Genomic DNA, 21725 nt, shown 5'->3' with positions numbered 1-21725 from the left:
CCCCAGCCCAGCCGCGTGAAGCGCGGATAACTCCTTCGCGCTAACCTTGAGCAAAGGTCATTGACATGCATGCAGCATACATATAATTAAACCAGCATGCCGCTGCCCCTGCGCATGGCCCTGCTTTCCGCCATTGGCCTTCTCGAGGCGATGGTGTTTGGCCTCAGCCACCCCATCTATGCGCTGAACCTGCAGCAGATGGGGATGAGCGACAGCCTGATCGGCCTCAACGCCACGCTCGGCGGGCTGGGCGTTTTCCTCATCGGGCCCTTCGTGCCATGGTTGATCGCGCGGGCGGGCTATCGCAACTACACCGTCCTGTGCTTCGCCATGGCGGCGCTGGCAATCGGCGCGCTGGCCACCGGGCCGGGCTTCGTCGGCTGGTGCCTGTCGCGGCTGGTGCTGGGCGTGGCGCTGGGCAGCCTGTGGATTCTCACCGAGGCCTGGCTCAACGCCATCGTGCCGGACGACGCCCGCGGCCGCGCCAATGCGACGTTCCAGTTCTGTTATTCCATCGGCTTCATGACCGGTCCCGGACTCGTCATCGCGCTGGGCTTTGCCGGGCCGCTGCCGATCGGCGTTATGGTGCTGATGGCGCTGGCGGGCGGCATCGCCACGCTTTTCCTGCCGCAGCCGCAGGCCAGCGCCGAGGCCGGCCGCCTCGACCTTGGCGTGGCGCGGAAGGCGCTGCCGCTGATCTCAGTGGCCTTCGTCACCGGCCTCGTCGAGACTGCCCTTTACACCATGCTGCCGATCTTCGGGCAGAAGGCGGGCTTCGGGGAGAAAGGTGCGTTGTCGCTGTTGATCGCGCTGTCGCTCGGCGCCATATCGCTGGCCCTGCCGCTGGGCCTCGCCAGCGACCGCTTCGATCGCCCGCGTCTGTTGCGACTGGTATCCACCGGAGCGTTCGCCAGCATGCTGCTGCTGCTGGCGGGAACGCGCTCCCATGCCACCGCACTTGCCGCATGCTTCGTCGCGGGCGGCGCCATCATCGGCATGTACAGCGTGTCGCTGGTGATCCTCGGGGCGCGCTATGCCCAGGGCGCGCTGGCCTCGGTCGCCGCCTGCTATTCCATGGCCTATGCGCTGGGCAGCACCTTCGGCGGCGTGATGGGCGGCGCCAGCGTCGAGGCCGCGGGTGCTGCGGGCCTGCCGCTGCTCGGCGTCGCGGCGATCGGGCTTCATGCACTGGGCGTGTTGCACCGCAGGCGGGAGGAAGCGACATCGTGAGGCTCGTGAACCGCGTCATCCGGCGTCTGGCGCTTGAGGATGGCCCGGGCCTGGAAAGGCTGCGCCGGGCCTATGCCGCGGAAATCCTCGACAGCGAGGACGAGCAGGTCCACGGCGGCTTCGCCCCGGCCCTGCTGGCACAACGCGACGTGCTGTGCTGGGGCGGTTTCGTCAATGGCGAGCTGGTGGGCTTCGCAGTGGTGGCGGAACTGCTTGAGGTTATGTCCGGCCGCTGCTATGGCCTGCTCGATGGTGTTTACGTGGCGCCCCATGCCCGCCACCACGGCCTCGCCTACATCCTGCTCAACACCATCATCCGCCATGGCGAGGCGGAGGACTGGACGCATCTGCGCTGCCTGGTGCCGGAGGCCGATGCCGAGACGGCCGCCCTCTGCGAGCTCCTCGCGGACGAGGCTCCCTGGCGCAGCTTCATGATCTATTACTGAGCGCCGTGCGCCACCTGCCGCTCCGGCGTGAGCGGACACAAGTCATCGGGGCACTGACCGCCGTCACACAGGCGGCAGACGGCCTCTGCCCGCGCGGCATCGGGGGCGAGGCACGGCAGCACGCGGGCGGCCAGCGCGCCCATGGCCACGCGCTCCTCCACCGAAAGGTCAGCCAGCGCCTCCGCCAAGATCTTCTCACGCTGGGCAAGGGCACGCGCCATCTCGCGCTTGCCACTGGCGCTGAGGCGGAGGTAGACGGAACGAGCATCCTTGCCGGAGCGCTTCTCGACGAGCCCCGCATTCTTAAGCCGCGTCACCGTCCGCACCGTGGCGGAATGGGTGAGGTGCAGGCCGTGCCGGAGCGCGTCGATCGTAAGGTCCGGCCGGTTGCCGATGAGGATGAGCGCGGCGGAGGCATTGGCCCCTGCCCCCACCAGCGCCTCGGTTTCCGCCACCATCCGGTCCGCGAGGCCGAGCGCCAACGCGCCGATGACATTGGCCGCATGGCGTGCGGGCAAGACCTTTTCACTCATGACGACGCCTCCGTCGAGATGCATGACGAATGCATGTAATCGTGTCAAGCCGCGTGACCGCGGCGCGGGTCAGCGTCCGGCCAGCGCTTTATCGACGGCGGCGGTGATCTTCGGGCTCATCGGCTTCGTCGGCGTCGAGAACCAGTCGATCAAGCGGCCATCAGCGCCGATCAAGTATTTATGGAAGTTCCACTTCGGCCGGCCCATCATGCCGGCTTTCTCGCCCGCCCACTTGTAGAACGGGATCGCATTGTCGCCCTTCACCACCGCCTTGTCGGCCAATGGGAAGCTAACGCCGTAGTTTACCTTGCAGAAGGTCGCGATCTCTTTTGCCGTGCCCGGCTCCTGCTGGCCGAAGTCATTGGACGGCACGCCGATGATGATGAGCCCCTTGTCCTTGTAGGCCAGCCACAGCTTCTCGAGATCCTCGTACTGGGGTGTGTAGCCGCATTCGGACGCCGTGTTGACGATCAGCATCGGGTGGCCCTTGAACTGCGAAAGCGGCATGGGCTTGCCGTCGATGCCTGTCAGGGTGAAGTCATAGGCGGTCGTCTCGGCCATGGCGGCGGTGCTCGCAAAGAAAAGGGCACAGAGAGTGAGGATGAGGTGTCTCATGCGCCTTGAACGTGCGCAAGAACCCGCCGGATCAGCCGCGCTGGATCAGGTGCCGCGCGCCGAACAGCACAAGCCCCGCCACCAGCCCCCAGAAGGCCGAGCCGACCCCTAGGATGGTAAGGCCGCTGGCGGTGACAAGGAAGGTGACGAGCGCGCTTTCGATGTCCCGGGGCTCCTTCATCATGGCGGTGATGCCGCCCATGAGGGGCGAGAACAGCGCAAGCCCGGCAATCGCCGTGATGAGGTCCTTCGGCAGCGCGCCCAGCACATGGACGAAGCTCGCCGCCATGAGACCGATCAGGCCGTAGAGCACGAAATAAGGATAGGCGACGAGCCAGCGCTTCTTCGGGTCCGGGTGGCAGTCGGGGCCCGTCACGATGGAGGCGGTGATGGCCGCCATGTTGATCGCATGGCTGCCGAAGGGCGCCATCATCGTGGAGCCGATGCCGGTGACGAGGAGCGCGGGCTGCACCGGCGGCTGATAGCCCGACGCCCGCAGCACCGCGAAGCCCGGCAGGTTCTGGGACGCCATGGTGACCAGGAACAGCGGCACGCCGATGGACAGGATCATCTGCCAGTCGAAGCTGGGCGTCGTCCATTCGAGCGCGGTAATCCCGAAGCTGCAGCAATCGCCCGTAAGTCCACCACCAAAAGCGGCAAGCGCCACGCCCAGCACCACGACCACCGGCACGGCATAAAGCGGATAAGAAAGCCTCAAGCCAAAGAACACAACGATCAGCGGCAGCACCGCCCAGGGCATGGCCATGGCGGCGCCGGGAACGCCCAGCGTGTAGCGCAGCAGCACGCCCGCCAGCATGGCGGCGGCGACGGGTGCGGGGATTTTCTCGATCGCCTTTTCAAGGGGCTTGATGAGGCCCGCCACCACCATCAGCACCCCGGCGACGACGAAGGCGCCAAGCGCATTGGAATAGGTGACCCCGCCGCCGCTCGTGGCGATCAGCACGGCGCCCGGCGTCGACCATGCGGTGATCATCGGCATCCGGTAGCGCCAGGAGAGGATGAAGGAGGTGGCCGCCATGCCAAAGCACAGCGCCGCGGCCCATGAGGCCTGCTGCGTCGGCGTGGCGCCCACGGCGCGCGCGGCCTCCATGATGACGAGGATGGTCGAGGCGAAGCCCACCACAACCGCGGTGAGGGTTGAGGAAAAAATGCTGAACCAGCCGGAATGGTCGCGCTTCAGGGCCGTCTCGGTCACGGAATGGGAACTCCAGGCTCGTATTTCGCCACGCGCAGCATGAGCGTGGTCGTGACGTTTTCCACATTGGGTGCGGAGGTCAAGTCACGGATAATGTCGTTTTGTAACGACGGCAGGCCGCGGGCCACCAGCTTCAAGCGGAAATCCGCCTCGCCCGAAATCGCATAGGCCTCGCGCACCCAGGGCCATTGCGCCACGAGGGCCGTGACGGCACGGAGCTCCGCTTCGGCCTGGCTCTTGAGCCCGGCGAAGGCGAAGAGCGTTACCGTGAAGCCCAGCGCCGCAGCATCGGGCAGCGCGCGATAGCCGGCGATCACGCCCGCCTTCTCCAGCGCCTGCACCCGCCTGAGGCAAGGGCGCGGCGACAGGCTGACGCGGCTCGCCAGCTCGACATTGGTCAAGCGGCCTTCCTGCGGCGAATGAAGGCGCTGCAATTCGCGCAGGATCTTCCAGTCGGTGGCATCGAGGTCCATGCTGTCGCTCTATCGCATCCGGGCTCGCGCGGCCAGACCGGACCCAACGGCAGCCGGCCGGGTCTCGACAGCCTCTGCGAAATCCCCTTACACTCGCCGGGAGTGCAAAAGCACGAGAAAAAAGTGGAGGGAACGACATGACATTCAAGACCTTGCTTTCGCTTGCCGCCGGCGCGCTGATGCTTGCCGCGGGGTCCACCGCGGCCTTCGCCGAGAAGCTCGTCATCTCCAACTGGGATGGCTACATGCCCAAGGACATGGCGGAGAAGTTCAAGGCCGCCACTGGCATCGACCTTGAGATTGCCGTGCACGCCACCAATGAGGAGATCATGGGCAAGGTCACCGCCTCGGGCGGCGAGGGCTATGACGTGCTCTTCGTGTCATCGCCCTTTGCCGAAGCGCTGAACAATCTGGGGCTGCTCGCCCCCATCGACCATTCCAAGATCCCCAACCTCGCCAACCTCTATCCGGAGGCGAACGAGCTGAAGCATGATCCAGGCAACACCTTCTCCGTGCCTTATACCTGGGGCACCACGGGGCTGTGCTATCGCTCCGACCTCGTCAAGGCGGCGCCCACCAGTTGGAACGGCCTGCTGACGCCAACGGACGACCTCAAGGGCAAGATCACCATGCTGTCGACGGACCGCTGGCTGATGGCTGCGGGCTTCCTGGCCAACGGGCTCTCCGTCAACACCACAGACCAGGCAAGCCTCGACAAGGTGCGCGACCAGCTGATCGCCGCCAAACGCAACCTGCTGGCCTATGACGACACCACCTTCTATTCGAAGCTCGTCTCGGGCGAAGCCCTCATGGTGCAGGCCTGGGACGGCTGGTGCAATTACGGCATCACGGATAAGCCCGAGATCAAATACGTGATCCCCAAGGAAGGCTCCGACCTGTGGGTCGACACCATGGTGATCGCCAAGGCTTCCAAGAACCCGGAGGCCGCGGCCAAGTTCATCGACTTCGTGATGAATGCCGAGAACGGCAAGTGGGTGGTCGAGAACATCATGTACAAGTCGCCCAACAAGGCCGGCATGGAAACGGTGGACAAGGCGCTGTTCGAGAAATACCCCAACATGGCGATCACCCCGGCGGAGCTCCTGAAATACGAGCAGCTGCGCGACCTGGGCAATGGCATGAAGGCCTTCTCCAAGACCGTGTCCGAAGTGATGGCTGCCAAGTAAGCCCGAGAACGGCTCTCCCGGCCTCGCCGGGGGAGCCGCGATCATGCGCATGATCTCACGCTCCGCCACGTGGCTCCTGATGCTGCCAGGCCTGTTGTGGCTTGGCCTGCTGATGGTCGTGCCCTGCCTCCTGATCTTCGTGCTGATCTTCTTCGAGCGCGGCATCTATGGCGGCATCGACTGGGGAGCACCGACGCTCGAGAACGTCACCCGCGTCTTCGACCCGCTCTATCTCTCGATCTTCCTCGATAGCGCCGTCATCGCCGCGGTCTCGACTCTTGCGGCGCTGCTCATCGGCTATCCGGCGGCCTATGCCATCGTGAAGGCGCCGCCGTCGCGGCAGACGGCCCTCCTCTTCCTCGCGATCCTGCCCTTCTGGACCAATTACCTGATCCGCACCTATGCCTGGATCGTGCTGCTCAATCCGGCGGGGCTTATCAACTCGTTGCTTATCTGGCTGGGACTGCGCAGCGAGCCGCTGACGCTTCTCTATACCAAGCCCGCCGTGGTGCTGGGGCTGGTCTACAGCTACACGCCCTTCGTCATCCTCGCGATCTATTCCGCGCTGCAGCGGCTCGACCCCTCCTATGCCGAAGCCTCGCGCGACCTCGGCGCCGGTGCAGCCCAGACCTTCCTGCGCATCACGCTGCCCTTGACGGCGCCCGGCGTGGCGGCGGGTGCGGTCTTCGTCTTCGTGTTGTCGGTCGGCAATTTCGTGACGCCAGACCTGCTGGGCGGCGGCAAGTTCCAGATGGTGGGCAACCTCATCTACGACCAGTTCCTCTCGGCACGCGACTGGCCCTTCGGGGCGGCCCTCTCCGCGCTGCTCATCGGCCTCATGCTGCTGCTGCTCTTCGCGCAGGCCATCGCAACGCTTCGGGCAAGGGGTGAGCATGCGCGCGCTTAATGGCTGGCTCATCGCCGTCTATGGCTTCCTCTATCTCCCCATCGCGGTGCTGATGGTGCTGAGCTTCAACCGCTCTGGCATGCCCACCGCCTGGGGCGGCTTCTCGCTCGAATGGTATGGCAAGCTGGCGCAGAACCCGAAGATCATCGGCGCCGCCTGGAATTCCCTCGTCGTGGCGATCTGGGCCACCGCGATTTCCACCGTGCTCGGCACGCTGCTGGCGCTGGGGGTGGAGCGGGCAAGACGCTCGGCTGCGCGCGAGGCGCTGCTTTTCGCCCCGATGATCATTCCGGACATCGTGCTGGCGATCGCACTCCTTTCCTTCTTCACGCTCATCAAGTTCACGCTGGGCCTGCGTTCGATCGTCATGGCGCATGTTGTGTTCAATCTGGCCTTCGTCTGCGCCGTGGTGCGCGCGAGGCTCAAATCCTATGACTGGTCGCTGAATGAGGCCTCGCGCGATTTGGGCGCTTCCGCCGCTGCCACTTTCTTCCGCATCACACTGCCGCTTATCGGCCCTTCGGTGCTGGCAGGAGGGCTTCTCGCCTTCACGCTGTCGATCGATGAATTCATCATCGCCTATTTCACCGCGGGCGCGGGCCAGTCCTCCACCACGCTGCCGATGCAGATCTATGCCATGATCCGTTTCGGCGTAACGCCGGAAATCAATGCCATGGCCACCGTGGTCATGGGCTTAAGCTTCGTCATGATCCTCGCCGCCCAGCGCCTCAACCGGGGCCGGCTGCCGGGAACGTGACGTAGCAGCCAGAACAACAGGGAGCAAGCGAATGGCGAAGACGGCAGTGAAAAAGGCAGCGAAGAAGCCTGCGGCGCGCAGGGCAGCAGCCCCAGCAAAAAAGAGGGCGAAAAAGCCCACGCCGCGCAAGAAGGCAAAGAAGGTCATCGCACTTTTCCCCGAGGCGGCCTTCGGCCCGGCGCTCAATTCAGTGGGCATCGCCCAGGCGCTGGAAAAGATAGGCCACAAGGTGGTGTTCCTCTCCGACCCCGGCTTCCTCGACGTCTACAAGGGCTATGGCTTCGAGGCCCATGCTGTGAACCTGTCGGAGCCCTTGCCGCCGGAGCAGATGGCGAAGTTCTGGGTTGACTTCATCAACGGCCACATCCCCAACTTCCGGAAGACGCCCTATGAGCAGATCGACACTTACGTGAAGGACTGCTGGAGCATGATCGTCGAGACCGCCAAATGGGCCGAGAAGGACCTGCCGGGCGTGCTCGACCAGGTGAAACCCGATGTGGTCTGCGTCGATAACGTCATACTGTTCCCGGCGATCAAGCGTTACGCCAAGAAGAACAAGAAGCCCTGGGTGCGCATCATCTCCTGCTCGGAAAACGAGATCGAGGATCCGGACATTCCGCCTCACCTGTCGGGCGCCGGCGCCAAGGACAAGAAGGCCCATGCCGCCTATCGCAAGCACTTCAACGCGGTGATCAAGCCGATCCACGAGGAATTCAACCGTTTCCTCGCCTCGGTGGGCGAGCGGAAGTACCCGCTGGGCCAGTTCTTCGAGGCGAGCCCGCACATGAACATCCTGCTTTATCCGAGTGCGGTGAAGTTCAAGCGCCGCCACAAGCTGCCGGCGCGCCAGTTCCAGTATCTCGAGGGCTGTGTCAGGAAGGACAAGCCCTACGGCGTGCCGCGCTTCAAGGCCAACAACGGCAAGCCGCTGCTCTATGTGAGCTTCGGCTCGCTGGGCTCGGGCGATGTGGACCTTTTGAAGCGGCTCATCGCGGCGCTCGGCAACATGCCGGTGCGGGCGCTGGTCAATGTCGGCGACTACAAGGACCAGTATGCGGACATTCCGCCCAATGTCATCATCGACAGCTGGTTCCCGCAGCCCTCGGTCATCCCGCAGGTCGATGCGGTGATTCACCACGGCGGCAACAACTCCTTCACCGAGTGCCTCTATTTCGGCAAGCCCGCGATCATCATGCCCTATGTCTGGGACGGCCATGACAATGCGACGCGCGTGCAGGAAACCGGCCACGGCTTCAAGCTCGACCGTTACCGGTGGACGGAAGAAGAGATGCAGCAGAAGATCATGGCGATGCTGACCGACAAGAAGATGAAGGCGCGGCTGAAGAAGACCTCGCGCCAGATGCGTTCGAAGCACGGGCCCACCAAGGCCGCCAAGGTGATCGACGCGCTCACCCGCCGGAAACTCGCCTGATGCCCACCAACCTCTCTTCCTCCGCCCCCCATCTCGAAGGCCCGGCCGGCTATGCCGGGCCGCTCAAGGACTGGGGCCACCAGCCCAATCCCATCGCGGGCCATTCGAAGAGCGACGGCGTGCTGCTGCACAAGGGGCCGGGTGGCCAGCCGGAAGTGGGCCTGTGGCAATGCACGCCGGGCGCCTGGCCGCTCGAAATCCCGCGGGACGAGCTCTGTCATTTCGTCTCGGGCCGTGCCACCTATACCCATGAGTCGGGTGAGGTGATCGAGATCGTTCCGGGCACGGTGGTGCTGTTCCCGGCCGGCTGGATTGGCACCTGCACCGTCCACGAGACCATGCGCAACGTCTACATGCTGAGCTGACACATGACCCTGAAACTCGAATCCTCCGCCCCCCACCTCAGCGCTCCGGAGACCTATCCGGGGCCTTTCAAGGACTGGGGCGTGATCTCCACCATGATCGAGGGGGCCTCGCACACTTCCGGTCTCGTGCTGCACAAAGGACCCAATGGCGAAAGCGAGACGGGCATCTGGATCTGCACGCCGGGCTTCTGGAACTGCCACGTCACGCGCGACGAGTTCTGCCACTTCCTGCTGGGCCGCTGCACCTACACGCATGAGTCGGGCGAAGTGATCGAGATCATGCCGGGGACCGTGGCCTTCTTTCCGCGGGACTGGAAGGGCGCCTGCCGCGTGCATGAGACGATCCGCAAGGTCTACATGATCCGCTAGAGGGGCCGGCACCGCCCTCAATTCTGCATTGCTTGGATGGTGCAATGCCGCATTGCCGTTTCCGAAGGGCAGCATAGAACCGCGGCGCAGCCTCCGGAAGAGACGGGCAAATTTCGCTTGAGGCGCTTCAAGCAAAATTCGGGTGTGGCCCCTGTTCACAACAGCTTGTAGCGGCCTTGCCGTTGCGCCCAATTCAGCTATGCTGTTTTCTCATAGCAACTGGAGCACCCAATGTCCGCCCGCCACGCCCGTGTGCTGATCCTCGGATCGGGACCCGCAGGCTATACCGCCGCCATCTATGCCGCCCGCGCAATGCTGAAGCCCATCCTCGTGCAGGGCATCCAGCCGGGGGGCCAGCTCACGATTACGACCGATGTCGAGAATTATCCCGGCTTCGCCGGCGTGATCCAGGGTCCATGGCTGATGGAGCAGATGAAAGCCCAGGCAGAGCATGTGGGCACCGAGATCGTGCCGGACACCATCACCGAGGTGAAGCTCGCTTCAAAGCCGATCTGGCTAAAGGGCGACTCGGGGACCGAATACACCTGCGATGCGCTGATCATCTGCACCGGCGCACAGGCCAAGTGGCTGGACCTGCCCTCCGAGCAGGCCTTCCGCGGCTTCGGCGTCTCGGCCTGCGCCACCTGCGACGGCTTTTTCTACCGCAACAAGCGTGTCGTGGTGGTGGGCGGCGGCAACACTGCCGTGGAGGAGGCCCTCTTCCTCACCAACTTCGCCTCCGAAGTGATCGTCGTGCACCGCCGCAACGAGTTCAAGGCGGAGCGCATCCTGCAGAACCGCCTGTTCAACCACCCGAAGATCAAGGTGATGTGGGACACCACGCTGGCCGATGTCATCGGCACTGAGAACCCGAAAGGCGTGACTCACGCGCGCCTCAAGAACGTGAAGACGGGTGCAACCGAGGACATCGCCGCCGACGGCATCTTCATCGCCATCGGCCACAAGCCGGCAACCGAACTGTTCGCGGGCCAGCTGCCGTTCAAGCCGGGCGGCTATCTGGTCACCGAACCGCGCTCAACCCAGACCGCGGTCCCCGGGGTCTATGCGGCAGGCGACGTGACGGACGACGTCTACCGCCAGGCGGTGACAGCCGCCGGCATGGGCTGCATGGCGGCCCTCGAGGCGGAGCGCTGGCTCCATACGCAAACGGAGACGCGACATGCCGCTGAATAGTTCGGTGATGGACTGGGACAAGCTGCGCATCTTCCACGCCGTGGCGGATGCAGGCAGCTTCACCCATGCCGGCCATGAACTGGGGCTGTCGCAGTCCGCCGTCAGCCGCCAGATCTCCGCGCTGGAAGACGCGCTGAACGTGCCCCTCTTCCACCGCCACGCGCGCGGTCTCATCCTCACCGAGCAGGGCGAGATGCTCTATCGCACGGCGCATGAGGTGTTCACCAAGCTCACCGCGGCGCAGACGCGCCTGATGGACTCGAAGGAGAAGCCCTCAGGTGAACTCCGCATCACCACCACCGTGGGCCTGGGGAGCGTGTGGCTCACGCCGCGCCTCAAGGAGTTTTCCGAGATCTATCCGGATATCGCGGTGACGCTGCTGCTGGACGACCGCGAGCTCGACTTGTCAATGCGCGAGGCGGATGTCGCCGTGCGGCTGAGAAGGCCGACGCAGCCCGACCTCATTCAACGCAAGCTCTTCACCGTGCATCACCATCTTTACGCCTCCGCCGATTACCTTAAGAAGCATGGCATTCCGAAGTCGCTGGAGGACCTCGACAAGCACAAGATTCTCACCCACGGCCAGGCGCCCAACTATCTCACTCCGGTGAACTGGCTCGAATTCGTGGGCCGCCCGGAGGGCGACCCGCGCCCCGTGGCGCTGCGCGTCAACAATGCCTATGGGCTTCGCCGCGCCGTCCAGGCCGGGATGGGGCTTGCCTCGCTCGCCGACTATATCGTGCCGGAGGACTCAGGACTGGTGCAGATCGACGTGCCGGTGGAGACGCCGGAGTTCGACACCTACTTCGTGTATCCGGAAGAATTGAAGGACACCAAGCGTGTCACCGTCTTCCGCGACTTCCTCGTGGCGAAGGCGAAGGAGTGGAGCTTCTGAGTTGCGCCCTCTCCCGCCGAAGGAGCGGGAGAAGACGACCCGGCGCATTCCCTCCTGGCATGGCTCCCATGACCGCGCGCTGCTTGCTGATTGCCGCCGAGAAAGTCACACCTTTGGTCGCCGCGCATTCCGGCGCGGGATTCGCCGCTTCACTGTCTCCCCTTGCGGAGTGGCCAATGGGTCTCCTCATCCCCCACCGGGCGGACGGGACCAAACCCTCGGCGACGAGGGGGAACGGGTAACTTCAAGGCCAGTCGCGTGACTGGCCTTTTTCTTTACATGTAGAGCTTCTCGTTCTCGAGGCCCTTGTAGAGCTCCGCCACCTGCGCGCCATAGCCGTTGTAGAGCACGGTGGGGATGCGCTCGCCCGTGCCCAGCACCTCCTCGCTCGCCTGGCTCCAGCGCGGATGCGCCACTTCCGGGTTGACGTTGGCCCAGAAGCCATACTCCCGCGGCCCCAGCTGCTCCCAGAAGCTTACCGGCCGCTCCGCCACGAAGCTCACCTTCACGATGCCTTTGATCGACTTGAAGCCGTATTTCCAGGGTAGGTGCAGGCGCAGCGGTGCGCCCATGGAGTTGGGCAGCGGCTTGCCATAAGCGCCCGTCACCATAAGCGGCAGCTCGTTCATCGCCTCGGCCATGGTGACGCCCTCGACATAGGGCCAGGGGAAGGAGGTGAAGAGGCCGTCCTTCTGGCCCACCGCCACGTCCGGCTTGTTGAAGGTCTCGAAGCGCAAGTACTTGGCGTTCGAATTGGGCTTCGCGATCTCCACCAGCCGCTTCAGCGGGAAGCCTGTCCACGGCGCCACCATGGACCAGGCCTCGACACAGCGGTGACGGTAGATGCGCTCCTCGAAGGTCACTTGGCTGAACAGATCGTCGATGGCGAGGGTGGTGGGCTTCTCCACCTCGCCGTCGATAACGATGGACCACGGCCGGATGGGCAGCGCCTTGGCGGCATCGGCAATCTGCTTCGAGGTGCCGAACTCGTAGTAGTTGTTGAAGTTGATATTGTCCGCCTCATCCGTCACCAGCCGCCCGGCATCACCATAGGCCGGGTTGCGCTTGGCCGGATAAAGAGCGGCCGAAGGGTCCGTCTCCGCCCGCGCCGGCTTTACTGCCATGAGGGCTATAGCCCCGGCGCCTGCCGCCATGAAGCTGCGGCGGTTGAAGAACACATGCTCCGGGGTGACGCGCGCCTCCGGAATTTCCCAGCCCCGATTGCGCTTGATCAACATCTGTAAAGTCTCCTGTGAGGACAGCACCATAGTGCTCTATCCATAACGCTGGCCAATCAAGCCCCGATCACTTTCGAGGGAAGGGAACACTCTCCCTCTTGCCCTTCGGGGAAGAAGAAGGAGGCTGTTACGCCGCCTCCGCTTTCCGGCCCGCCACCACCTGCTCCGCCGCGCGGCCGGTGAGTTCCGCCATGTGGTCGAGCGCGAAGGTGAAGGTGCCCACGCCTGCCGTGGCCGAACGCAGCTCGATGATGAGGGACGCCATTTCGGACTCCGGCATGTGGGCCTTCACCGTGTCCCAGCCCGGCCAGCCGTCGCGCCCATCATAGCCGAGCAACTGCCCGCGATGGCCGGTCACGATCTGGTTAATGCGCGCGGTCGCTTCGCTTGGGCTATGGATCTCGACCAGCACGATGGGTTCGAGCAGCACCGGCGCGCATTGCGGCATGCCATCGGTCATGGCGATGCGCGCTGCCGTCTTGAACGCCATTTCGGACGAGTCGACGTCATGATAGGACCCGTCGGAGAGGTTGACGCTGAAGTCGGTGACGGGGAAGCCCAAGGGCCCGTGCCCCATCCACTCCCGCACGCCCTGCTCCACAGCGGGGATATATTGTTTCGGCACCACGCCGCCGGCGATCGTGTCGGTGAACTGGAAGCCGGAGCCGCGCGGCAGCGGTGCGATCTCCAGCACCACGTCGCCATACTGGCCATGCCCGCCCGACTGCTTCTTGTGCCGGCCGCGGATCTGCACCGGCTTGCGGATCGTCTCCTTTCACCTTCTGGTAGTCGATGGTGCGAATGTCCGTGTCATCCCCGAAATAGTTGAGAATGTCATCGGCGCGGCGCTTGGATCCCTTTAGGTCCTTGTTGTCCTTCCACTCGTTGTTGATTAGTTCGTTGTAGAGTTTACTCAGCTTCATTCAGGTCTCCATGATCTTGGCTATGTCATTGGCAAGACGCTGGCCCTTAGCGGTCAGCTTCACACGCTTCACACGGCTGTCCTGTGCATCCTCATAGGTGGTGACCAAACCCAGCCCCGGCCTCGCCCTTGCCCTGTCTCCACGCTCTGTGAGTATCAGGATGTGACGCGAGGCAGACGAACGTCGTAGCTCAGTCACCTGTTCCAGCTTCTTGATGGTACTGTCAGGGTACTGCATGACGTACAACAGCATCAGCACCGTAGATGCACTGAGGCTGTCGCTAGGGTCTATCTTCCGCACCAGTTCGATGGGAAGGATGGCTTTCATGTAGCTGCGGGTATCTCCGGCCATAGAGGCTCTCCTGTGATACCGAAGTGGCCCTTTAGCAGGGTGACAGGCCACACACGGTTACCGTTGCTGTCGTAGAAGACGAAGTCAGGGTACTGGCCACTAATCTCTGTCTCCAAATGGGTAATATACTCAATAGGATCATCCTGCAAGTCCAAACAATCCCGGTCATAGGACCGTACGAAAACAGGAACGGTCAGCATAGCGTAGCTCATTCTCAGTCCTTAATCCTTGGCCTGTTCACACCCCTGTTCAGGCTCTCTGGTCATCACCGCTTGGTAGGAGATGCGCCGCGGCTTGGTATGGGCATGCACGCCGAACTTGCCCTGCAGTTTCTCCAGCGCCACGCGCAGGTGCATCTCGCCCTGCCCCCACAGCACCATCTCATGAGTGCCGTGATTGTGCGCGAGCGACAGCGAGGGGTCTTCCTCGACAAGCTTGGCGATGGCGCTTGTGAGCTTCACCTCGTCCTTGCGGTCGGCCACCGAAATGGCGAAACCATAGACACCCGGCGCGGTTTGGAGCTTCACCAGTTGCGGCGTGCTGCCCTTGGTGGTGGACAGCGTCTCGCCGGTATGGGCTCCCTCGAGCCGGCCCAGCGCCACCGTGTCGCCCGCAACGCCCTTCAGCACCTTGGACGGCGTCGAGCCCATCAGCGTGAAGACGCCCGCCACGCGGCTGTCCTGGCCTTCCGCGCCATAAAGCACGGCGCCATCGGCCACCTCGCCCAAGAACACGCGCGACAGCGACAGCTTGCCGCCATGCGCGGTGTGGAAGGTCTTGAGCACCTGCACCGTCGTGCCGTTGGCCCTGAGGCCCAGCCGCTTCGCCGTCCCGGCAATGCCCGGCGCCTCGTGGCGCAAGGCCTTCAGCAGGCGCTCGATGCCGGCGCCATGCTCGGCGGAGCGAAGAGAACGGGCGTGATAAAGCCATTGGCCAGCTCGCTGGCGAGATCGCCGAAGACGCGGTCCTTCGGCGGTTCCATATCGGAGAGCAGTTGTTCCATCAGCTCATCGTCATGGTCGGCCAGGCGCTCGAGCATGGCGAAGCGCTGCGACTTCTCGAGCTCCGCCATGTCGGCGGGCATGTCGATGAGCTTGCTTTCGAGATGCTCCTGGTAGACGAAGGCGCGCTCCAGCGCGAGGTCGACGAAGCCCGTCACGATCGAGCCCTTCATGATCGGCAGCTGGCGCAGGATGAGCGGCTTCGAGGAGGCGGGCTGCAGCCACTCGAGCACGTCGCGCGGGGAAGAATCTGACTTGTCTACCTTGTTGATGAACAGGATGCGGGGCAGGTTGATTTCATCGAGCTGCTTGAGGATCAGTTGCAGCGCCGGCGCCTTCTTGTCATCCGCCTCGCAGACGACGATGGCGACATCGGCGCCGCTCAGCGCCGCGCGCTGGTCCTGCGCGAATTCCACCGAGCCGGGGCAATCGAGAAATGTGTAGCTGTCACCCAGATAGGTCGTGCTGGCGGCGTTGAGTTCGATCGACATGCCATGGGCGCGCGCTTCCGGCGCCGCATCGCCGACCGAGGACTTGCCGGACACCCTGCCCTGGCGCGCAATGGCGCCGGTGTGGAACAGGATGGCTTCGAGGAGTGTGGTCTTGCCGCTGAGATAGGGGCCCACCAGTGCGACGCACCGCGAGCCCTGTGGCCTACTGCCGGTTTGGGTATCCATGGACAATGCTCCTTTAACTGCTGACACTCGTTGCAGCGAAGGACCGCCCATCTCTACCCGTGTCACCACGCCGGGGCGGTTCCACGGGTCAAAGACTGACTCCGTTCAGAACGGCCCGCAAGCGAATTCACAAAACGAAAAGGCCCGGCGCTTTCGCCAGGCCCGTTCGCAGCAATCCCGGGAAGGCTTACTTCTTGGAGGGCTTAAGCGTCATCGCAGCGACGCCGGCGGCGAGGTTCAGGCCGGTCTGGGCCTGGACGCTGAGGGGCTGCAACGTGATCGACTTGCTGCCGCCTCCGACCAGCACGTTGGCACCGAGGCCAACGGCCACCGAGGCTTCCGCCGACGCACCGGCATACTTGCCCTTGAGGGCGCCCTTGGCGATCTGGCCGGGGGCGAACACCACCCACGACATCACGCCCTTGCCGGTGAAGCCGACGTCGAGGCCGAGGCGCTCGATGGTGCCGGTGTAATTTTCGGTGCCGCCGACGGCGCGGTCGAACTTGCACTTCAGCGTCCGGGAGGACGCAACGATCATGCCGACGCTGGCCGAGACGTTGCAGTTGAGGACGCCGATCTTGACGCCGCTCGTCTTGGCGAAGGCCGGGGAGGCCGCGAGGCCCAGGGTGAGTAGAGCCGCAATGGCCAGTTTCTTCATGTGTCGATGTCTCCTATTGGACGGTAAAGGCTAGAGGCTTTCATTATGTCAGGATTTGGACAAGACCGGTATTCCGGGGCGGAATGGCAGTTAATCCGCAGGGTTAACCCTCTTCCTCCCCGGCGGGTTGTTACGGAACATATTCGAGGCGGAAGTTGGCAAGGCCTGCCGCGACGTTGACGCCGGTCTGGCCCTCGATGCTGACGGGCTGCAGCGCGATCGACTGCTGCGAACCGCCGACCAGCACATTGGCGCCGAGGCCCACGGCAAAGGCGGCATCGGCAGTTGCGCCGGCATAGTCGCCCGCCAGCGCGCCCACGCCCACCTGGCCCGGCGCGAACACCGCCCAGCTCATGATGGCGCCGGAGGATACGCCGATGTCGAGGCCGACCTGGGTGATGCGGCCCTTGTAGTATTCGACGCCATTGGGGCCCTGGAACGTGCAGGACGCGGATTCCGAGCCGCCGAGGATCAGGCCGATCGAGCCCGACACATCGCACACCAGCATGCCCAGCTTTACGCCGCCATCGGCATGCGCGGGCAGCGCAAGCAGCCCAAGGGCCAGCAGAGAGGCGGCAAATCTCTTCATCATGACACCATCCTTCTGATGTAGTCCAGGAGACGCTGTCTTACTGACCGCCAGCCAGGAAATCCGGCTTGCCCAACTCGATTCCATTGTGCCGGAGGATGGCATAGGCGGTGGTGAGGTGGAAGAAGAAGTTGGGCTTGGCCCAGGTTTCGAGATAGGCGAAACCCCTGAACTCCAACTCGCGTCCGCCGGCCTTGAGGTGGATATCGCGGTCCTCCGCGCCGGCGAACTGTTCCGGCTTGAGCGCGGCCAGAAACTCCAGGGTTTTGCCGATTCGCGTCTGCAGCTCATCGAAGGTCTTTTCCTCGTCTGGCCAGCTTGGCACGGCCACGCCGGCAAGCCTTGCGCCCGCCCCCTTCGCGGCATCCGAAGCGATCTGCACCTGGCGCGTGAAGGCAAACATGTCGGGGAACAGCCTGGCGGCGAGGATCACGCTGGGTTCGATCTTCCGCGCCGCGCAATGCATCTCGGCCTTCTTGAGGATCGCCGAGAGTGAGCGCAGGAAATGGGCAAAGACAGGAACGGACGCATCATACATGTTCATGGTTGTTTCTCTCATTTAACGCAGGTTGCCGCAGAAACGCTGGATGCGCTTGCAGGCGTCCTCCAGGGTCCCGGTGGAGGTCGCATATGAAATTCGGAAGAAGGGCGACATGCCGAAGGCCGCGCCATGCACCGCCGCCACGCCTTCGGCGGCGAGCAGTTCCGTCACGAAGTCCTCGTCATTGCGGATGACATGGCCCGAGGGCGCGGTCTTGCCGATGCAGCCAGCGCACGAGGGATAGACATAGAAGGCGCCCTCCGGCGCCGGGCACGAGAGGCCCCTGGCCTGGTTCAGCATCGACACGACGAGATCGCGGCGCTGCCTGAACACCTCATTGTTCTTCGCAATGAAATCCTGCGGACCGTTCAGCGCCTCCACCGCCGCCCACTGCGCGATGGACGACGGGTTCGAGGTCGATTGCGACTGGAGCTTCGACATCGCCTTGATCAGCTGCTCCGGCCCCGCGCCATAGCCGATGCGCCATCCGGTCATGCAGTAGGACTTGGACACGCCGTTCATCGTCAGCGTGCGGTCATAGAGCTTCGGTTCCACCTGCGCCGGCGTGGCGAATTCGAAGCCGTCGTAGACCAGGTGCTCATACATGTCGTCGGAGAGCACCCACACATGCGGGTGCTTCAGCAGCACATCCGTCAGCGCCTTCAGCTCGGCGCGCGAATAGGCAGCGCCAGAGGGGTTCGACGGCGAATTGAGGATCAGCCATTTGGTCTTCGGCGTGATCGCCTTCTCGAGGTCGGCCGCCTGCAGCTTGAAGCCATTCTCCACCTTGCCCGCGACGAACACCGGCGTGCCCCCCGCCAGCATCACGATGTCGGGGTAGCTCACCCAGTAGGGCGCCGGCACGATCACTTCGTCGCCCGGGTTGACGGTCGCCATCAGGGCATTGAAAAGCACCTGCTTGCCGCCTGAGCCGACCGACACCTGGGAAACCTTGTAGTCGAGATTGTTCTCGCGCTTGAACTTGCCGGCGATGGCCTTCTTGAGCTCGGGGATGCCGTCCACCGGCGTGTACTTGGTCTTGCCCGCCTGGATCGCCGCGATCGCCGCGTCCTTGATGTTCTGCGGCGTGTCGAAGTCGGGTTCCCCCGCCGCCAGCCCGATCACGTTCTTGCCCTCGGCCTTCAGCTGCATCGCCTTGTTGGAGATGGCGATGGTGGCGGAGGGCTGGATGCGGTTCAGCGAATCGGAGATGAAACCCATGGCGGTAACCTTTCGATTTTCCGGGCTGAATAGGCTCTGCCGGGCTTGTGGGCAAGCCTCAATCCGCCGCACTTCAACGGCCCGCGGATTGGGCTAAAAGGCCGCCATGGATGCGCATTCCTTCCTCATCGCCGGCGGCGGCATCGGCGGGCTGGCGGCAGCCCTGGGTCTCGCCCGGCAGGGCCGCCCGGTGCGGCTGTTCGAGCAGGCGCAAACCTTCGAAGAGATCGGCGCCGGCCTCCAGATGTCGCCCAATGGCGTCAGAGCGCTCAAGGCGCTGGGCGCCTGGGACGCAGTGGAGCCCGCCTGCGTCATCCCCTCCGAGATCCATGTGCGCGACGGGCTGTCCGGCGCGCTCCTGCAGCGCATCCGGCTGGGCAAGCCCTTCGAGGATCGCTTTGGCGCCCCCTACCGCGTCTGCCACCGGGCCGACCTGCTGGCAAGCCTTGTCACCGCCGCCAAACGCAACTTCGCCATCGAGATCAACACCGGAAAGCGCGCCACCGCCATGGAAGACCTGGGCGAGACTGCCCGCCTCGGTTTCGCCGATGGCAGTTCCGCCAAGGGGGCTGCCGTGGTGGCGGCCGACGGCGTCCGCTCGGCGCTGCGGGCAGCTGTCGCCGGCACGGCGCCGGCCACGCCGCGCGGCGTCATCCTCTATCGGTGCCTGATGCCGCTCGATCGCGTGCCGCCAGGCATCGAAGCGGACTGCGTGACGCTGTGGCTCTGCCCCGGCGCACATGTGGTGCATTACCCCGTCTCCAACTGGCGCAACTTCAACGTCGTGGTGGCGGTGGACGGCACGCTTCCGGATGATGGCTGGAAGACGCCTGCCCACACCGGCGAGGTTGAACAGCGCCTGCCTGACGCCTGCGAAGCGCTTGGCCTGCTGCTCGCGGCGCCTGCGGGCTGGATGCGCTGGCCCGGCGCCGACCTGCCTCCGCTGCCACAGTGGACGAAGGGCCGCCTGACGCTGCTGGGCGATGCCGCCCATGCCGCGCTCCCCTTCCTCGCCCAGGGCGCCGTTATGGCGCTTGAGGATGCGGTGGTCCTGTCAGGAGCGATTGGGCAGTATCCAGACGTTGCCACGGCCTTCGGCGCCTATTCGCAGGAGCGCCGCGCCCGCACTGCCAGGATCCAGCAGCAGTCGCGCAACATGGGCCGCATCTACCACGCCTCCGGCGTCCTGGCGTCGGCGCGGAACCTGACCCTCCGGCTGTCAGGCCCTGCCTATGCGCTGGGCAGGCTCGAATGGATCTACTGCTGGACGCCGCACGGTCCCGGCTGATCACCAAATCGTGTAGAATGGGCCGGCAGCCTGCTGCGTACAGTAGCCGGTATCTCTTTCAAGGAGGACACCATGTCTCGCATTGTTCCAGTTGCTCTGGCTTTTCTGATCGCGGTTGCAGCACCTGCCTTCGCCGCTGGCGGCGGCAGCAGTGGCGGCGGCAGCTCTTCGCCCACCAACCACGGCTGCAAGAAGGGCCAGGTGTGGAACGCCAAGACCAAGAAATGCGTCGCCACCCAATCCGGCATTTTGCCCGATGAGGAGCTTTATCAGCAAGGCCGGGCGCTGGCCAAGGAGGCGCAGTATGACTGGGCCATCCAGGTGCTCGCCACGATCCAGAACCAGGAAGATCCGCGAGTCCTCAATTATCTCGGCTATTCCAACCGCAAGGCGGGCCGCCTCGAAACCGGCATCACCTATTACCGCCAGGCCCTCGCCATCGATCCCAATTTCAACCTGGCGCGCGAATATCTGGGCGAAGGCTACATCGCCGCCGGCCGCGTCGATCTCGCCATGGCCGAACTTGCCGCCATCGAGAAGAGCTGCGGCACAGCCTGCGAGGAATACAAGGACCTCTCCGCCGCCATCGCAGCGGCCAACTGATCTGCCCCTGCCCCCTCTCCCGCCCGTGAGGCGGGAGAGGCCTTCAGACCGTCACCTCGGCTCCACCAGCCACGCCACCGTTGCCCGGCCCCAATCGCCCAGCCCCAGCCGCTCCGCCAGCGCGGGCGCCAGCAGGCGCAACTCCTCGTCGAGCTTCCATGGCGCATTGAGGATGGCGAGGCCGGAGCCCGCCAGCCCGCCGGCCGCGAAGGCCTCGCGCACCCGCAGCTCGGCCTTCAGCGTTGCGGGCACGCCCATCTCCGCCACCGCGGCGAGGATCGTCTCCGCCGTGCAGTCCGCCTTCAGCGGATACCACAGCAGGAACACGCCCTGCGCAAAGCGCCTCAGCCCATGGGCCAGCATGCGCAAGGCCTTCTCCGCCTCGTTCTTCGCCTCATAGGGCGGATCGATCAGGATCACGCCGCGCCGCTCGGGCGGCGGCAGCCTGGCCTTGAGGCAGGTCTCGGCATCCATCGCAGTGACATCGCAACGCGGGTCGTGGAGATACTGCCGCTCCAGCGCCACCGCATCCTGCGGGTGAAGCTCGTTGGCGAGAAGCCGGTCCTGCGGGCGCATCAGGCGCAAGGCAAGTTCGGGCGAGCCGGGATAGTAGCGAAGGCCGCCACCGGGATTAAGCGCCGCGATCACGTGGCGATAGGGCTTGAGCAGGTCCTCGGCCTCCGCGGAAAAAGGCTCGGCCAGCTTGCCGATGCCGCCTTCCCATTCGCCGGTCTTGCCGGCCTCGATGCCCGCGAGATCGTAGACGCCAGCACCCGCATGCGCATCGATCACCCGGAACGGCTTATCCTTCTTCTTCATGTGCGCGATCACGCGGGCCAGCACGACGTGCTTCAGCACGTCGGCGTGGTTCCCGGCATGATAGGCATGGCGGTAGTTCATGCGCGGAGCACGCAAAAGGCCAGGGCGGGCACGGTAAGCAAGGCGCGGATCATGCGCCGCACTCATGCCAGAACCGCCCGCCCTTGGCTATTGGCGCCCTTCCCGACTCCCCTCGC

General features: G+C 64.4%; 25 protein-coding genes and 1 pseudogene. 12 read left to right on the top strand and 14 right to left on the bottom strand.

The genetic code is table 11. The features are described 5' to 3' along the window. Window positions 1-96: 96 nt before the first annotated feature. Together IOC82_RS05880 and IOC82_RS05875 are read left to right on the top strand one after the other, a co-directional pair. Window positions 97-1230, top strand: a complete 1134-nt coding sequence (locus IOC82_RS05880; protein ID WP_290545251.1) for an MFS transporter — start codon at window positions 97-99, stop codon at window positions 1228-1230. After that, a complete protein-coding gene (locus IOC82_RS05875; protein WP_290545250.1) occupies window positions 1227-1676 on the top strand; it encodes a GNAT family N-acetyltransferase in 450 nt (149 codons plus the stop codon). Before IOC82_RS05880 ends, IOC82_RS05875 begins: the two co-directional genes overlap by 4 nt. On the opposite strand, the gene IOC82_RS05870 is transcribed toward IOC82_RS05875, so the two are convergent. The 4 genes from IOC82_RS05870 to IOC82_RS05855 all read right to left on the bottom strand — a co-directional run bounded on the left by IOC82_RS05870 (window position 1670) and on the right by IOC82_RS05855 (window position 4513). After that, window positions 1670-2209 (bottom strand): MarR family winged helix-turn-helix transcriptional regulator, encoded by a 540-nt coding sequence (locus IOC82_RS05870; RefSeq protein WP_290545249.1) that lies wholly within the window; start codon window positions 2207-2209, stop codon window positions 1670-1672. The two genes, IOC82_RS05875 and IOC82_RS05870, sit on opposite strands and share 7 nt — an antisense overlap. A 69-nt stretch (window positions 2210-2278) precedes the next feature. Beyond that, window positions 2279-2770, bottom strand: a complete 492-nt coding sequence (locus IOC82_RS05865; protein WP_290545248.1) for a glutathione peroxidase — start codon at window positions 2768-2770, stop codon at window positions 2279-2281. An 85-nt stretch (window positions 2771-2855) separates the two neighbouring features. Beyond that, window positions 2856-4040 carry a benzoate/H(+) symporter BenE family transporter gene (locus tag IOC82_RS05860; protein ID WP_290545247.1) on the bottom strand — a complete coding sequence of 395 codons (1185 nt, stop codon included), beginning with the start codon at window positions 4038-4040 and terminating at the stop codon, window positions 2856-2858. Further along, window positions 4037-4513 (bottom strand): Lrp/AsnC family transcriptional regulator, encoded by a 477-nt coding sequence (locus tag IOC82_RS05855; protein WP_290545246.1) that lies wholly within the window; start codon window positions 4511-4513, stop codon window positions 4037-4039. The genes IOC82_RS05860 and IOC82_RS05855 overlap by 4 nt, the downstream gene beginning before the upstream one ends. 137 nt (window positions 4514-4650) lie before the next feature. Between IOC82_RS05855 and IOC82_RS05850 the strand changes: the two genes are divergently transcribed. From IOC82_RS05850 to IOC82_RS05815, 8 genes are all read left to right on the top strand, one after another. Beyond that, on the top strand, window positions 4651-5700 hold the full coding sequence (locus IOC82_RS05850; RefSeq protein ID WP_290545245.1) for a spermidine/putrescine ABC transporter substrate-binding protein: 1050 nt from the start codon (window positions 4651-4653) through the stop codon (window positions 5698-5700). A gap of 49 nt (window positions 5701-5749) precedes the next feature. Next, complete coding sequence (locus IOC82_RS05845; protein ID WP_290545273.1) at window positions 5750-6607, top strand: ABC transporter permease; 858 nt, start codon at window positions 5750-5752, stop codon at window positions 6605-6607. Then, window positions 6594-7364: an ABC transporter permease gene (locus IOC82_RS05840; RefSeq protein WP_290545244.1), complete on the top strand. Its 771-nt coding sequence runs from the start codon at window positions 6594-6596 to the stop codon at window positions 7362-7364. Before IOC82_RS05845 ends, IOC82_RS05840 begins: the two co-directional genes overlap by 14 nt. Before the next feature lie 31 nt (window positions 7365-7395). Further along, the gene (locus tag IOC82_RS05835; protein ID WP_290545243.1) at window positions 7396-8796 is read left to right on the top strand and encodes a glycosyltransferase; all 1401 of its coding nucleotides are present in this window, start codon (window positions 7396-7398) and stop codon (window positions 8794-8796) included. Beyond that, window positions 8796-9161 carry a cupin domain-containing protein gene (locus IOC82_RS05830; RefSeq protein ID WP_290545242.1) on the top strand — a complete coding sequence of 122 codons (366 nt, stop codon included), beginning with the start codon at window positions 8796-8798 and terminating at the stop codon, window positions 9159-9161. Before IOC82_RS05835 ends, IOC82_RS05830 begins: the two co-directional genes overlap by 1 nt. Window positions 9162-9254: 93 nt before the next feature. Continuing rightward, a complete protein-coding gene (locus IOC82_RS05825) occupies window positions 9255-9530 on the top strand; it encodes a cupin domain-containing protein (RefSeq protein WP_290545272.1) in 276 nt (91 codons plus the stop codon). Between the two features lie 231 nt (window positions 9531-9761). Beyond that, the gene (gene trxB / locus IOC82_RS05820) at window positions 9762-10724 is read left to right on the top strand and encodes a thioredoxin-disulfide reductase (protein WP_290545241.1); all 963 of its coding nucleotides are present in this window, start codon (window positions 9762-9764) and stop codon (window positions 10722-10724) included. Then, window positions 10711-11619 (top strand): LysR family transcriptional regulator, encoded by a 909-nt coding sequence (locus tag IOC82_RS05815; RefSeq protein WP_290545240.1) that lies wholly within the window; start codon window positions 10711-10713, stop codon window positions 11617-11619. The genes trxB and IOC82_RS05815 overlap by 14 nt, the downstream gene beginning before the upstream one ends. Before the next feature lie 275 nt (window positions 11620-11894). Here the strand turns inward: IOC82_RS05815 and msrP are convergent, their stop codons facing one another. The 9 genes and pseudogenes from msrP to IOC82_RS05770 form a co-directional block, all read right to left on the bottom strand. After that, on the bottom strand, window positions 11895-12857 hold the full coding sequence (msrP, locus tag IOC82_RS05810) for a protein-methionine-sulfoxide reductase catalytic subunit MsrP (protein ID WP_290545239.1): 963 nt from the start codon (window positions 12855-12857) through the stop codon (window positions 11895-11897). Between the two features lie 127 nt (window positions 12858-12984). Continuing rightward, window positions 12985-13629 (bottom strand): annotated as a pseudogene (locus tag IOC82_RS05805) (elongation factor G); the annotation flags it as partial. Between the two features lie 151 nt (window positions 13630-13780). Further along, window positions 13781-14131 (bottom strand): MarR family winged helix-turn-helix transcriptional regulator, encoded by a 351-nt coding sequence (locus IOC82_RS05800; RefSeq protein WP_290545238.1) that lies wholly within the window; start codon window positions 14129-14131, stop codon window positions 13781-13783. A gap of 221 nt (window positions 14132-14352) precedes the next feature. After that, complete coding sequence (locus IOC82_RS05795) at window positions 14353-14991, bottom strand: hypothetical protein (RefSeq protein ID WP_290545237.1); 639 nt, start codon at window positions 14989-14991, stop codon at window positions 14353-14355. 5 nt (window positions 14992-14996) lie between these two features. After that, window positions 14997-15809 carry a GTP-binding protein gene (locus IOC82_RS05790; RefSeq protein WP_290545236.1) on the bottom strand — a complete coding sequence of 271 codons (813 nt, stop codon included), beginning with the start codon at window positions 15807-15809 and terminating at the stop codon, window positions 14997-14999. Window positions 15810-15996: 187 nt separating this feature from the next. Then, entirely contained in the window at window positions 15997-16467 is a 471-nt protein-coding gene (locus IOC82_RS05785; RefSeq protein WP_290545235.1) for a DUF992 domain-containing protein, read from the bottom strand. A gap of 130 nt (window positions 16468-16597) precedes the next feature. After that, on the bottom strand, window positions 16598-17059 hold the full coding sequence (locus IOC82_RS05780) for a DUF992 domain-containing protein (protein WP_290545234.1): 462 nt from the start codon (window positions 17057-17059) through the stop codon (window positions 16598-16600). A 37-nt stretch (window positions 17060-17096) separates the two neighbouring features. Continuing rightward, window positions 17097-17600: a DUF1993 family protein gene (locus IOC82_RS05775; protein ID WP_290545233.1), complete on the bottom strand. Its 504-nt coding sequence runs from the start codon at window positions 17598-17600 to the stop codon at window positions 17097-17099. A gap of 15 nt (window positions 17601-17615) precedes the next feature. After that, window positions 17616-18818: a pyridoxal phosphate-dependent aminotransferase gene (locus IOC82_RS05770; RefSeq protein WP_290545232.1), complete on the bottom strand. Its 1203-nt coding sequence runs from the start codon at window positions 18816-18818 to the stop codon at window positions 17616-17618. Between the two features lie 106 nt (window positions 18819-18924). Here IOC82_RS05770 and IOC82_RS05765 point away from each other — a divergent pair, with 106 nt between their 5' ends. Both IOC82_RS05765 and IOC82_RS05760 read left to right on the top strand, forming a co-directional pair. Further along, the gene (locus tag IOC82_RS05765) at window positions 18925-20106 is read left to right on the top strand and encodes an FAD-dependent monooxygenase (protein WP_290545231.1); all 1182 of its coding nucleotides are present in this window, start codon (window positions 18925-18927) and stop codon (window positions 20104-20106) included. 72 nt (window positions 20107-20178) lie between these two features. Then, the gene (locus tag IOC82_RS05760) at window positions 20179-20709 is read left to right on the top strand and encodes a tetratricopeptide repeat protein (RefSeq protein ID WP_290545230.1); all 531 of its coding nucleotides are present in this window, start codon (window positions 20179-20181) and stop codon (window positions 20707-20709) included. Window positions 20710-20760: 51 nt separating this feature from the next. Here IOC82_RS05760 and rlmJ read toward each other — a convergent pair whose 3' ends face one another. Next, window positions 20761-21609 carry a 23S rRNA (adenine(2030)-N(6))-methyltransferase RlmJ gene (rlmJ, locus tag IOC82_RS05755; protein WP_290545229.1) on the bottom strand — a complete coding sequence of 283 codons (849 nt, stop codon included), beginning with the start codon at window positions 21607-21609 and terminating at the stop codon, window positions 20761-20763. Window positions 21610-21725: the final 116 nt, after the last annotated feature.

It is taken from the genome of Aestuariivirga sp., from assembly GCF_020252395.1.
Classification (GTDB): domain Bacteria; phylum Pseudomonadota; class Alphaproteobacteria; order Rhizobiales; family Aestuariivirgaceae; genus Aestuariivirga.
Note: the sequence above shows the minus strand (reverse complement) of the source record. Positions and strands in the feature narration are given on the sequence as shown.

Coding starts and splice junctions, on each gene's coding strand:
- IOC82_RS05880 (WP_290545251.1), top strand. CDS start 97: ATGCCGCTGCCCCTGCGCATGGCCCTGCTTTCCGCCATTGGCCTTCTC.
- IOC82_RS05870 (WP_290545249.1), bottom strand. CDS start 2,209: ATGAGTGAAAAGGTCTTGCCCGCACGCCATGCGGCCAATGTCATCGGC.
- IOC82_RS05865 (WP_290545248.1), bottom strand. CDS start 2,770: ATGGCCGAGACGACCGCCTATGACTTCACCCTGACAGGCATCGACGGC.
- IOC82_RS05855 (WP_290545246.1), bottom strand. CDS start 4,513: ATGGACCTCGATGCCACCGACTGGAAGATCCTGCGCGAATTGCAGCGC.
- IOC82_RS05850 (WP_290545245.1), top strand. CDS start 4,651: ATGACATTCAAGACCTTGCTTTCGCTTGCCGCCGGCGCGCTGATGCTT.
- IOC82_RS05845 (WP_290545273.1), top strand. CDS start 5,750: ATGATCTCACGCTCCGCCACGTGGCTCCTGATGCTGCCAGGCCTGTTG.
- IOC82_RS05840 (WP_290545244.1), top strand. CDS start 6,594: ATGCGCGCGCTTAATGGCTGGCTCATCGCCGTCTATGGCTTCCTCTAT.
- IOC82_RS05835 (WP_290545243.1), top strand. CDS start 7,396: ATGGCGAAGACGGCAGTGAAAAAGGCAGCGAAGAAGCCTGCGGCGCGC.
- IOC82_RS05830 (WP_290545242.1), top strand. CDS start 8,796: ATGCCCACCAACCTCTCTTCCTCCGCCCCCCATCTCGAAGGCCCGGCC.
- IOC82_RS05825 (WP_290545272.1), top strand. CDS start 9,255: ATGATCGAGGGGGCCTCGCACACTTCCGGTCTCGTGCTGCACAAAGGA.
- trxB (WP_290545241.1), top strand. CDS start 9,762: ATGTCCGCCCGCCACGCCCGTGTGCTGATCCTCGGATCGGGACCCGCA.
- IOC82_RS05815 (WP_290545240.1), top strand. CDS start 10,711: ATGCCGCTGAATAGTTCGGTGATGGACTGGGACAAGCTGCGCATCTTC.
- msrP (WP_290545239.1), bottom strand. CDS start 12,857: ATGTTGATCAAGCGCAATCGGGGCTGGGAAATTCCGGAGGCGCGCGTC.
- IOC82_RS05800 (WP_290545238.1), bottom strand. CDS start 14,131: ATGGCCGGAGATACCCGCAGCTACATGAAAGCCATCCTTCCCATCGAA.
- IOC82_RS05790 (WP_290545236.1), bottom strand. CDS start 15,809: ATGGATACCCAAACCGGCAGTAGGCCACAGGGCTCGCGGTGCGTCGCA.
- IOC82_RS05785 (WP_290545235.1), bottom strand. CDS start 16,467: ATGAAGAAACTGGCCATTGCGGCTCTACTCACCCTGGGCCTCGCGGCC.
- IOC82_RS05780 (WP_290545234.1), bottom strand. CDS start 17,059: ATGATGAAGAGATTTGCCGCCTCTCTGCTGGCCCTTGGGCTGCTTGCG.
- IOC82_RS05775 (WP_290545233.1), bottom strand. CDS start 17,600: ATGAACATGTATGATGCGTCCGTTCCTGTCTTTGCCCATTTCCTGCGC.
- IOC82_RS05770 (WP_290545232.1), bottom strand. CDS start 18,818: ATGGGTTTCATCTCCGATTCGCTGAACCGCATCCAGCCCTCCGCCACC.
- IOC82_RS05765 (WP_290545231.1), top strand. CDS start 18,925: ATGGATGCGCATTCCTTCCTCATCGCCGGCGGCGGCATCGGCGGGCTG.
- IOC82_RS05760 (WP_290545230.1), top strand. CDS start 20,179: ATGTCTCGCATTGTTCCAGTTGCTCTGGCTTTTCTGATCGCGGTTGCA.
- rlmJ (WP_290545229.1), bottom strand. CDS start 21,609: ATGAACTACCGCCATGCCTATCATGCCGGGAACCACGCCGACGTGCTG.